Annotated in this window: 10 protein-coding genes; all 10 read left to right on the top strand. The window is 43.9% G+C overall.

Features of this window, described 5'->3' with window-relative positions; genetic code table 11:
• The first annotated feature begins 369 nt into the window (after positions 1–369).
• The 10 genes from ZX61_RS17425 to ZX61_RS17380 all read left to right on the top strand — a co-directional run bounded on the left by ZX61_RS17425 (position 370) and on the right by ZX61_RS17380 (position 12,126).
• Positions 370–1,587 (top strand): ParA family protein, encoded by a 1,218-nt coding sequence (locus tag ZX61_RS17425; protein ID WP_049845871.1) that lies wholly within the window; start codon positions 370–372, stop codon positions 1,585–1,587.
• 7 nt (positions 1,588–1,594) lie between these two features.
• Positions 1,595–2,566 carry a ParB/RepB/Spo0J family partition protein gene (locus ZX61_RS17420; protein ID WP_049845870.1) on the top strand — a complete coding sequence of 324 codons (972 nt, stop codon included), beginning with the start codon at positions 1,595–1,597 and terminating at the stop codon, positions 2,564–2,566.
• 90 nt (positions 2,567–2,656) lie between these two features.
• Positions 2,657–4,657 (top strand): tRNA(Met) cytidine acetyltransferase TmcA, encoded by a 2,001-nt coding sequence (locus ZX61_RS17415; protein WP_049845869.1) that lies wholly within the window; start codon positions 2,657–2,659, stop codon positions 4,655–4,657.
• Positions 4,658–4,987: 330 nt separating this feature from the next.
• Positions 4,988–5,272 (top strand): STAS domain-containing protein, encoded by a 285-nt coding sequence (locus ZX61_RS17410; protein WP_049845868.1) that lies wholly within the window; start codon positions 4,988–4,990, stop codon positions 5,270–5,272.
• A 1-nt stretch (position 5,273) separates the two neighbouring features.
• Positions 5,274–5,633: a response regulator gene (locus tag ZX61_RS17405; protein WP_049845867.1), complete on the top strand. Its 360-nt coding sequence runs from the start codon at positions 5,274–5,276 to the stop codon at positions 5,631–5,633.
• Between the two features lie 45 nt (positions 5,634–5,678).
• Positions 5,679–7,769, top strand: coding sequence for a chemotaxis protein CheA (locus tag ZX61_RS17400; protein WP_049845866.1), 2,091 nt, complete (start codon positions 5,679–5,681; stop codon positions 7,767–7,769).
• Positions 7,770–7,778: 9 nt separating this feature from the next.
• On the top strand, positions 7,779–8,342 hold the full coding sequence (locus ZX61_RS17395; RefSeq protein ID WP_049845865.1) for a chemotaxis protein CheW: 564 nt from the start codon (positions 7,779–7,781) through the stop codon (positions 8,340–8,342).
• Positions 8,339–8,809 carry a chemotaxis protein CheW gene (locus tag ZX61_RS17390; RefSeq protein WP_049845864.1) on the top strand — a complete coding sequence of 157 codons (471 nt, stop codon included), beginning with the start codon at positions 8,339–8,341 and terminating at the stop codon, positions 8,807–8,809. Before ZX61_RS17395 ends, ZX61_RS17390 begins: the two co-directional genes overlap by 4 nt.
• A 75-nt stretch (positions 8,810–8,884) precedes the next feature.
• Entirely contained in the window at positions 8,885–11,284 is a 2,400-nt protein-coding gene (gene aer2, locus ZX61_RS17385; RefSeq protein WP_049845863.1) for an aerotaxis transducer Aer2, read from the top strand.
• On the top strand, positions 11,269–12,126 hold the full coding sequence (locus ZX61_RS17380; RefSeq protein ID WP_049845862.1) for a CheR family methyltransferase: 858 nt from the start codon (positions 11,269–11,271) through the stop codon (positions 12,124–12,126). The genes aer2 and ZX61_RS17380 overlap by 16 nt, the downstream gene beginning before the upstream one ends.
• The last annotated feature ends 1 nt before the right edge of the window (position 12,127 follow it).

The raw sequence follows: 12,127 nt of genomic DNA, 5'->3' as shown, positions 1-12,127 counted from the left end.
ATACTCGTTTATATATTTTTGCTCGAATACTTGTTTCTGTTTACTGAACCTAAGTCAAAAATGCATGCTCCGTAAATTGGGGTTGATTCTTAATCGTTCCGATGAAATTTTTTGTAAAAATAATTATCTGTTATGTTTACAATGTAAATAGGTGACACTGTAATACTTTTAATCTGTCGTCTTGTTGAGGCGTAGTTTATACATTTATATAACTGGGGACTGACCCATTATTGCTCAATGGCATTAAAATTTATGTCGAAATTCTATTTAATGTGATTTAAATCTATAATTGAACGTTCACCTTTTTATTGTCTGTTGTGGGTAATGCTGTACAATGGACTTCAGGTCATTAATAACGGAATTTGGCAAATGAAACGAGAACATACGATTGATAGTCTCATTCAGCTAGCGGAAAAAACTGCTCAGGTTCAGGCTGATCGTATCGAAATTGTATTGGAAGAACGCAGCGACGAACATTTTCCACCAATGTCGAAGGCATTGATGGAAACTCGTTCTGGTTTAACCCGACGTAAACTAGACGATGCAATCAATAAGCTTGAAGAGTCTGGCCATCAATTTACTAAGAATAATGCCAACCATTATTCAATTTCATTGCAAGAAGCGCATATGTTGATGGATGCTGCTGGTATTCCAAACTTCCATGAACGTAAGAATAACAGTGAAAACAAACCTTGGATCATCAATGTGCAGAACCAAAAGGGTGGTACTGGCAAATCGATGACTGCGGTTCACCTTGCTGCTTGCTTAGCATTGAATCTAGATAAACGTTACCGAATTTGCCTTATAGATTTGGATCCACAGGGCTCTTTGCGTCTGTTTTTAAATCCTCAGATTAGCTTAAATGACCACGACAATATCTACTCTGCGGTCGATGTTATGCTTGATAATGTCCCAGAGGGAGTTGATGTAGATAACGAGTTCTTACACAGAAATGTGCTGCTACCTACTCAATATCCGAATCTAAAAACAGTATCTGCTTTCCCTGAAGATGCAATGTTTAACGCAGAAGCGTGGCAGCATCTTTCTCAGAATCAATCACTTGATATCGTTAAGCTACTAAAAGAAAAGCTGATCGATAAGATTGCTGATGATTTTGATGTAATCATGATTGATACTGGCCCTCACGTTGACCCTTTAGTGTGGAACGCCATGTATGCATCAAATGCACTGCTTATTCCATGCGCGGCAAAACGTTTAGACTGGGCATCGACGGTTAACTTCTTCCAGCATCTTCCTACTGTGTACGAGATGTTCCCAGAAGATTGGCAAGGCCTAGAATTTGTAAGGCTGATGCCGACAATGTTTGAAGACGACAACAAGAAGCAAGTCGCGGTACTAACAGAAATGAATTACTTGCTCGGCGATCAAGTAACCATGGCAACGATTCCACGTAGCCGTGCATTTGAAACTTGTGCAGATACTTACAGTACCGTGTTTGACTTAACGACGGGTGATTTTGAAGGGGGTAAGAAAACCCTTGCTACTGCGCAAGATGCAGTACAAAAAAGCGCGTTAGAGCTTGAACGCGTTCTACATAGTCATTGGTCATCATTAAATCAGGGGTAAGTAAAAAATGGCAATCAAAACTTCAGATTTAAACGCAAGATTGTTTGGCAAGGCGAATAAGCGCCATGTCACTACACCGCAAGAGGCTCAGCAAGCAGCGAAAGAGCAGGCTCAGGTTATCGAACTTGCTGTCGCCGGTGAAGAGAAAGTTCAATTTGAACTCGTGCGTATTCCAGCACAACAGATTGCAGAAGAAACCGTTGTGTTTGCAGAAAACGCCCGCGAGCAATCTTTTTTAAACGAACATGCATTATCCGATGTCTTAATCACGCTAAAAGAACGTGGTCAACAGTATCCTGCGGTCGGGCGTAAACGCGAAGATGGCAAAATCGAGGTTCTCGATGGTAGCCGCCGCCGTATGTCATGTACTCTTGCCGACAAAGAGTTCTTGATTTATGTCGGTGAGAATATAAGCACTGAACACGCTAAGTTCTTATCTGATGTGGCTAATGCTCACAAACCTTTATCTTTGTACGAGAAGGGCAGAGAGATGCTAGCCAAGTTGGAAAGCGGTGACGCTGAAGACCAAAAAGCACTAGCTAAAATGTTCCAGTGCAGTGAAGCTCTCGTGAGTGGAGCGCTGAAAGCCGCAGACTTACCCCTTGAGCTGCTACAAGCGTATCCAAATGTGGCTGAACTTGGTCGCCCAACTATCGTTAAACTGCACAAGCAATTTAATGGCTTAGAGTCTGAAAAACAGGGGAAGCTTCTTGATAAGTGCACCTCAGATAAAGGCTTTGTGTGGCAACGAACTCAGTCTCAAGGTGTAGCTCGAATTACTAAAGAAGTGACAGAGGCGATTGAAACTTGGATCGAAGAGTTATCACCAAGTAAAAAGTCTGCTCCGGCGAAAACCGAGTTAGTTAAAGGGCGAGCGAGCTATACCCGTAAAGGGAATAGCCTAACGTTAAACCTGAAAAAAGTAGATGATGTTCTTATGCAAGAGCTGTTAGACCTAGTTGAGAAAAAGCTAAACTAACAGATACCATAATCGTATTAAGCCGCTATTTGCGGCTTTTTTTGTGCCATAATGGTGGCTAATTGCAACCTTTAGAATTTTCCTTAACTCATGACCGCAATCACAGACCACTTTTCTCAACTGCTAGAAGCTTCTGCTAAGTCTAATCATCGTTATGGCGTTGTCTTAAAAGGCAGTGAACGCTGGCAACAGCAAAGCCTGCAAGCGGTTTATAGTTTGGTGCCAAGTGAGGATATCTTCTTGCTAGGTGGTGTGAGCGACCCAAAAATAGCAAAAAGTGTTGGCTTTAAAAAAGGTCAGCAGTTACTTGGTCAAGAATGCAAGCTATTGTGTTGCGACTTTCGTGATGGCTTCGATGCCAATAGTTTTACCGCGGCAACTGGCTGTGTCCGAGGGGGAGGCTTGGTTGTTATTTTGCCTGAGAATCAGACTCAGCCAACACTTGACCAAGTATGGTTGAATGCGGCATTGCAACAACTCATCGTAATTGAAGAAGATCATCCACTGTTGATACCCGACGTAGGAGAAACACGATCGAGACTGCGCTTTGAGCAGCAAAACCAAGCAGTAGAGAAAATTCTAAAAGTTGTCGAAGGCCACAGAAAGCGACCTCTTGTGATGACTGCAGATCGCGGCAGGGGGAAGAGCAGTGCACTTGGTATTGCTGCTGCGCACATTTTGCAGCAACGTACCATCCATATCATAGTGACTGCTCCGAGTCTGACGACGGTTCAGCCTGTTTTTGAACATGCTCAGCGTTTGTTGCCACAAGCTCATGCAGAGAAAGGGCGCTTGCAGTATAAACAATCGATACTTGAGTTTGTGGCACCGGATGAATTGCTTCGTAGCCAACGTCAGAGCGATTGTCTGTTTGTGGATGAAGCTTCGGCGATTCCTATTCCTATGCTGCAAGAAATGGTTGAGGTTCATCATCGTGCCGTCTTCTCAACGACTATTCATGGCTATGAAGGATGTGGACGAGGTTTTACCGTTAAATTTCGATCTTGGTTAACAATGCACCGCCCAGGGACTCGTTTTTTTCACCTTGATCAACCTATTCGTTGGAATGAGGGGGACCCACTCGAGCAATGGCTGTTTGAATCATTTTTGCTAGATGCTGAATTGCCTGATTGGAAAGCTGGCCAGTTAATAGGCCAACTGATTCAGCTTGAGAAGGACAGACTGGTCGCTGAACCTGAGATTTTGCGCTCTTGCTTTGCTCTACTTGTGAATGCTCATTACCAGACATCACCAAATGATTTAATGTTATTACTTAGTGACGACGCCATTCAGTTACACGCCATTTTGGAACAGGGTGTGTGTCTTGCTTGTATGTTAACCGTTGCTGAAGGAAAGTTAGAGAGTGACTTAGTCGAACAGATTCAGCTTGGTCGGCGACGCCCTAAAGGGAATTTGGTTCCCGCGTTAATTGCCAATCAACTTGGAATTGAACAGGCAGCTAAGCAGGCCAGTTTAAGAATTATGCGAATTGCGGTTCACCCAACGTTACAGAGAAAGCACATTGGCAGTGAAATGGTCCAGCAACTGATCGAGCGCTCTGATTATGATTTTTACTCCACCAGCTTTGGCGCAACAAGCGAACTGGTTCATTTTTGGCGTCATTGTGGATTTACTCCAGTTAAATTGGGGACTCTACGGGAGCAAGCGAGTGGCACACACTCACTGGTCATGATCTATGGTGACGTAGAATGGAAGACATCGATTGAACGAAGTTATTCTCTTGTTACTCAGTATGCACTGGGAGAAACATTTAGCGAACTTGAGATTGAACTTGTCCGTAGTTTAATCCTAAATAGTAATGCTTCCGTTACCGAGTCTGGTGTTCAGCCGCTCATTTTGAGCTACAGCCAAGGAGGTGCGAGTTTCGATAGCGTTGCTCCATTCCTAGATCTTTGGTGGAAGAGTTCGCCTGCTCTACTTCACAGCGCAACAGATTTGTTTATAAGAAAAGTCGTGCAACGGTGGAGTTGGGATGAGTGCAGTAATTCTTTTGGTTACACTGGACGAAAACAAGTAGAGCAGGCTTTTAGAGATCAAACGCGTGCTATGTTATTGAGTTCGACTTCCTAGCAACAAATTTACACTGTAAAAACGCTCAAAACTTGAAAGTTTAGGAACAATTTACAGTGTAAAGTCCAAATCCCTTGCTTGAACATACGGAATTGATTTCGAAGCAATTATTGAAACTCGCAGAAGTATCCCATTTTTTTTCTGATATGAAACGTAATGTAATCCTTTCATATCTAAAGACAATTAAACTTTACACCAATTTTATTCTCAGTAACTCATCCATATTCTGTATATCAGCAACTTGCGAATTAATGATTCCTTCCTACACTCATTGTTAAGCAACATGCTTAATATCGGCTAGGAATAATAATATTAGTAAAGGTTGAAAACATGGAGTGTTTATTACCTGAGTCGTTGGATATTTCAACGGTTCTCGACTCTGCATCCCAGTACAAATCATGGCTTGCACAACACGAACAGCTCAAAATTGATGCGTCCCACGTTGGTCGCGTCGATGCAGCTGGTATTCAGGCGCTTGCCTCATTATTCCATTCTGCCAGATCCAATCAGATAACGATTCAATTAGTGCGACCGACGCCGTCACTGGTCGAAGGCATTATTACGCTTGGTCTGGATGGACAGTTTGATATAAACACAGAAGTTGGAGAAGGGTAATATGACTAAAATTCTAGCTGTGGATGACTCCGTTTCGATACGTCAGATGGTCAGTCATACTTTGCGCGATGCTGGCTATGACGTAGAAACGGCCAATGATGGACGTGATGCGTTGAGCAAAGTCAGCTCCTCGAAATTTGATGTAGTGATATCGGATGTCAATATGCCAAATATGGGGGGCTTTGAGCTTGTCAAAGCATTGCGTGAAAAACCGCAATACAAATTTATCCCGATTCTGATGTTAACCACTGAAACCAGTACAGATAAAAAGCAGCAAGGAAAGTCGGTCGGTGCGACCGGATGGTTAGTGAAGCCGTTTAATCCAGATACGCTATTAAAAACACTAAAACGCGTAATTTAAACGAGCACAAATTCTCACAGAAACGTCATTTGGTGAGGCTACAATATGGCTTTAGACATGGAACAGCTGCGCAAGATGTTTTACGAAGAGTGTCGTGAAAATCTTGAGGTGCTAGAAGATGTACTGCTTAACTTAGATCCATCACATGTAGAAGATGAATCGATCAATACAATATTTCGTGCCGCTCACTCAATTAAGGGGGGAGCCGGCACCTTCAATTTGATCGATATCAGCGAATTCACTCATAACGTTGAAGCTTACCTAGATCTAGTGCGTAACAATGAACGTGTTTTAACGGCAGAAACCATCGATTTATTGCTCAAAAGTGGCGATTGCATACACAGCATGCTTGAAGGACATGAGCAGGGTAGTGAAGTAAATGAACCGCTAAAGCAAGAGGTCGGAGACAAGCTCAGTGCATTATTAGGTGATGAACCAAACAGTGAATATGTCTCTATTGAATCTGAATCAAACTCGCCATCCAATCAAACATCTGTAGATCAAGCGTGGTGTATCCAGTTTTCTCCGTATCCTGAAATGTTTTTTAGTGGCAACGACCCACTACGCATCTTACGTGAACTTAAGGATTTGGATGAATCTTGTCAGATTGTTGCAGATACGACCAAGCTGCCTGATATAGATGATATCGAAGCTGAACTGTGTTTTTTAGCATGGACAACAACCCTTGATGGCAGTGTCGAAGAAGCGTTAATTCGAGAGGTGTTTGAGTGGGTTGAAGATGAATGTGACCTGAAGATAGAAAGGGCACAAGCAGATCTCTCGGCTTCTCAAGAAAACGAAAGCTCCGAGCCTACTTCAACGCAAGCAGAGATACAGGCTCTTGAGAACAGCTCGCCACCTCCAACTTCTACTGAAGAGACGAAAGAGCAAGAGCCCAAGGCGACTAAGGTTGCCAAATCAGATACCAGCGTCAGTTCCATTCGAGTCGACATAGACAAAGTTGATAGTTTGATTAACCTCGTCGGCGAGTTGGTCATTACACAGTCCATGCTGACTGAAATTGGTAATGATTTCACCATCGAGAAGTTGGAAAAGCTCAAAACGGGTCTAGATCAGCTACTGCAAAACAGCAAAGATCTACAAGAAAACGTACTCAATATTCGTATGTTGCCGATGAGTTTCGCCTTTAGTCGATTCCCTCGTTTAGTCCGTGACTTATCTGGGCGCTTGGAAAAGCAAGTTGATCTACAAATCAAAGGTGAACAAACAGAGCTGGATAAAACAGTGTTGGAGCGCATTGTTGACCCTCTCGTTCACTTAGTCAGAAATGGCATCGATCATGGCATAGAGCAACCTGAACAACGCCTTGCAGCTGGTAAGAGTGAAGTTGGGACAATAGAGCTTAATGCTTATCACCAAGGTGGCTCAATAGTCATTGAAATAAACGATGATGGCGCAGGATTAAATTGTGACAAGCTATGGAACAAAGCTCTAGAAAAAGGAGTGCTTGCACAGGACTCTCGTCGAGAAGAGTATTCTGACAAGCAAATCATGAACCTTATTTTTGCCCCCGGTTTCTCTACCGCAGAAGAAGTCTCAGACATCTCTGGTCGAGGGGTAGGTATGGATGTGGTGAGAAGAAATATTGAGGAGCTTGGTGGTCATATCGAAGTGGAATCTGAGCTGGGTAGGGGAAGCAGCTTTACTATCAGTTTGCCTTTAACCCTAGCCATTCTGGACGGCCAATTGGTGCGAGTCGGAAGGGAGGTTTATGTCATCCCGCTGCTAACCATTGTGGAGTCTATCCAAATTGATCCGAACTGTATAAAGCTCGCGTCTGGAGGCATTGAACTCTACCGCCTACGGGAAGAGAACATACCAATACTTCGCCTTCAAGATGAACTAGAAATGGGAAGTAGCGATGGGCTGGATAATGGCATCCTTTGTTTCGTTGAAGGGGCCGGTAATCGAGTGGGTTTGTTGCTAAATGAGTTGCTTGATCAGCAGCAAGTTGTCATCAAGAGCCTTGAGTCCAATTACAGTAAAGTCGCTGGGATTTCTGGAGCAACGATATTAGGTGACGGTTCTGTTTCGCTCATTTTAGATATTCAGGGACTTATTACGAACTTCTTAAAACGAACGTCTGAAACGACTCACAAAGGCGTGGCGGCCTAAGGAGCAAACATGGATACAGTGACGAGTGACATCACCAATGTCAATGATATCTCGGGAGCGGCTAAGCAGAATATTGAGGCTCAGACTGCGGCGATGCTGGAAAATGTCAGTGGCGAAGTGAGCGAGAGCGCTGATTTTCTGAGCTTCAAACTCGACCATGAGCTGTATGGTGTAGAAATTAAAGATGTCGAAGAGATCCGTGTCTGGGAGAGACCAACGCCTATACCTAGAGCACCGAAGTTTGTGCGTGGTGTGATTAACTTGCGGGGTATGATTGTGCCCGTCATTGATTTAAGACTGCGTTTTTCAATTGGCACTAATGACTATCGTCCTACTACCGTGGTTATTGTGCTGCGATACAGTGACGATGAGCAAGAGCGTTTGATGGGTCTGGTTGTCGATGCGGTCAGTGATGTGGTTAGCCAGGGAAGTAATGAGCTTTACCCTGCGGTGGGAGAGTCTCTTGTTACACCATACCTCCAAGGCTTGATTAATGTCGGAGATCATGTGATGTCGCTACTTGATACTGAAGAACTGCTCAATATCGACCGAATTCTGAGGGCTGATAGATGATTATGACCGAAGAGTTTCTTAGCTTCGTTCTTGAGGGAGAAGAGTACGGAGTGCCTATTTTAGATGTCCGCGAGGTTCGAGGGTGGAGCGCTGTAAGGCAAGTCCCTAATTCTCCTAACTATATGAAAGGTGTACTAGAGATTCGAGGGGAATACGTACCTATTGTCGATCTCCGTATGCGTTTTGACTTGTCGCCAGCCGAAATCAGTTCTACGACAGTCGTGATTGTTCTTAACGACTCACATAAACACCCGCTTGGCATCATTGTTGATGGAGTTTCAGAGGTCTACCCGCTGACCGAAGAGGAAATCAAACCGTCGCCCCATGTCTCGACAAGTGTTGATCATAGCTACGTGCGTGGTATCGCATCTGTTAATAACGGTCACTTAATACTTATTCACATGGAAGCTCTTTTTGATGTTGCTGAGCTTCCGGTACCCAACCAAGAGGAAGAGAGTTGGGCCTAATACCAATGTAAGTCAAGTCGTGTCTATTTATATTGGTGAAATACGTCAGAAGAAGCAACCAGTGAGGGATAACTCATGGCATTTTGGAATAGGAAAACAGTACCTGCTGCTCAGTTTGAAGCACCAACGCAGGATACGCTAACAGAAGATTTTGAACCTGAACAAGAACAAGGTGTAACCACAGAGCAGTTGTTTTCAGCATTGAATGCTGCTCAAACCGCGTTAATGATGATCGATCGCGATTTTAAGATAACGTACCTAAACCGGAAGTCAGTAGATCTTCTCAAAACTCATGAGGCCTTATTCCAGTCTATTTGGCCTAACTTCCATGCCACGGAAGAGTTCCTTCTTGGCTATTGTATCGACTTATTCCATTCTAACCCTAGCCATCAGCGTCAAATGCTTTCCAACCCTTCAAACTTGCCTTACACCACGACAATTACGGTCAAAGATGTCCTAATTGAGCTTAATGTTGGGGCCATCATTGATGCTCAAGGTAATTATGTGGGTAATACACTGGAATGGTCTGACGTCACAGCAAGAGTCAAACAAAACAATGAAATATCGCGCTTGCAAGCAGCTGTTAATCAAGCTCAAACCGCTATGGTGATGATTGATAGAGATCTAACTATTACCTACGCCAACCAAGAAACCATCAGCTTATTTAAAAAGCATGAAGCGACCATGCGATCCGTGTGGTCTGGGTTTACAGCAAGTGAAGAGTGGTTATTGGGGCGTTGCATCGACGAGTTCCATCGCAACCCTGCTCATCAAAGACAATTACTGGCAGATCCAAGTAACCTGCCATACAGCACAGACATTGCCATTGCCGACATCAAGATCGAGCTTAATGTCGCCGCGATCAACGACGCTCAAGGTAACTACATTGGTAACACGCTTGAATGGCGGGACGTTACAGAGGAGCGTGCAAAAGAAGAAGAAATTGGACGACTTGCTTCCGCCGTTTCCGGTATGACAACAAATCTAATGATGGCCAACAAAGATGGCATTATCACCTATCTAAATCCTGCTTTACAAACACTACTCAGCAGCAGAGAAAGCGACCTTAGAAAGGTGCTGACAGGATTCGATGCGAGTAACCTAGTTGGAAAAAACATTGATATCTTCCACAAGAATCCAGGGCACCAGCGTAGCATTATTAGTAATCCTGATCGCTTGCCATTTTCATCCAATATCGCGGTTGGCGGTCTGGAGTTTAACCTCACCTGTATCGCCATGCGCGACGGCGAGGGGAATTATATTGGGCCTGCCTTACAATGGATTGATATAACCGAGCAACAAGATGGGCAGCGACAAGTAGAGTCCTTGATTCAAAAAGCCATTGCTGGTGATTTAAACGAACGTATTGACACCAGTGTTTACAACGGCTTTATGAAGGAACTTGGAGATGGAATCAATAGTTTACTCGATACTATGGTTGCACCAATTGGTCAGTGCATTGATGTTATGAGTCAGGTGGCAGATGGTAATCTCAATACCAACATGTCTGAAGATAACACCGGAGAGTTTGCTCGGCTGTCTAATGCGGTCAATACTTCAATTCTCAATATTCGGAATATGGTCGACAAGATCACCCAATCTTCTGCCCGCGTGGCAACAGCTTCGACTGAGATTGCTGAAGGTAATAATGACTTGAGCCAACGTGTTGAAGCGCAGGCGTCTAATCTAGAAGAGACCGCGGCGAGTATGGAACAAATGACGGCAACGGTACGCCAAAATGCTGACAACGCCAAAGGTGCGAATGAACTCTCTGATGATGCCGCGAAAAAAGCCAGTAAAGGGGGAGAGGTCGTTGGACAAGCGGTATCTGCGATGTCTGAAATTAATACTGCGAGTAAAAAAATTGCTGACATTATCGGTGTCATTGATGAGATCGCCTTCCAAACCAACCTACTAGCTCTGAACGCCGCAGTAGAGGCCGCTCGCGCAGGTGAGCAAGGTAGAGGTTTTGCTGTGGTCGCAGGTGAGGTGCGCAATTTGGCGCAGCGCAGTGCCGCAGCAGCGAAAGAAATCAAAGGATTGATCAACGATAGTGTCGAGAAAGTGGATGAAGGCTCTCGTTTAGTCGACGAATCTGGCGAAACACTCAACGAAATAGTAGCAGCGGTACAAAAGGTGACAGAGCTTATCGCGCAAATTGCTTCTTCTAGCCTTGAGCAGTCAACAGGTATTGATGAAATTAATCGCGCAATTAGCACCATGGATGAGATGACCCAGCAAAATGCCTCACTGGTTGAAGAAACCTCCGCAGCGAGTCAATCACTGAAAGATGAAGGTAAAGAGTTACTGCATCTGATGAACTTCTTTGCGACGGACAGCAATGTGACGACATTTGAATCAAAGCCGTCTGAGAGGGCAAGCCGAGAGACCAACATTCGAGATATTCGAACACCTAAGGTCGCCAATTCTAGCTTTAAGCTTGAAGAGGATGGAGACGAATGGGAAGAGTTCTAGTTCAAACTGAGAGAGCAATGCCAGCGGCAGATGAATTTGAACTTACTGACAAAGATTTCAAGTTTATTCAGTGGTTTATGCATAAGAACGTTGGCATATTCTTCTCAGATAGAAAGCGAACCATGGTATATGGCAGAGTCAGTCGACAACTTAGACGGCTCGGTTTGAAGCGTTTTAGTGAGTATCGTCCGATCATTGAACAAGATCCGGCCGAGCAAATGACGTTTATCAACAGCTTGACCACCAATAAAACTCAGTTCTTTCGTGAATTCCATCACTTTGAATTTATAGAGAAGGTCTTGATTAAAGAGTGGCGAGAGCGAGGGATAAAAAACCTCAAACTATGGTCTGCTGGATGTTCTACGGGCGAAGAACCTTACAGCCTGATTTCATCTTTGCATTGGGCGAATGCCCTTAGCTATTTTGAAGATGTCAGGATCACAGCTACAGATTTAGATACGAAAGTATTAACCCATGCGCAGAGTGGCTTGTATAGCGATGAGGCTATAGCGAGTATTCCTAAGCAATACCTTAAGCCCTGTTTTGTCAGAGGTTCCGGTCAGTATCAAGGCAAAATTAAATGTAAAGCAGGTTTACAAAAACTTATTCACTTTCGACGCCTGAACTTATTAGATAAGTGGGATTTTGAACACAAGTTCGACCTCATCTCATGTCGTAATGTGATGATTTATTTTGATAGGCAAACTCAAGAAAAGTTGCTCAAACGTTTTCACCACCAATTGAAACCTAATGGGGTACTTTTTATCGGTCATTCAGAGGGTGTACCAGCAGACTTAGATATCTTTCATCATCTAGGGCACACCATTTACGTTAAGAAATAGG

The sequence above is a fragment of the Vibrio sp. VPAP30 genome, assembly GCF_001188205.1.
In the GTDB taxonomy this organism is placed as follows: Bacteria; Pseudomonadota; Gammaproteobacteria; order Enterobacterales; family Vibrionaceae; genus Vibrio; species Vibrio bivalvicida.
The sequence above is the reverse complement of the archived record's forward strand: the minus strand, read 5'-3'. Positions and strand labels throughout refer to the sequence as shown.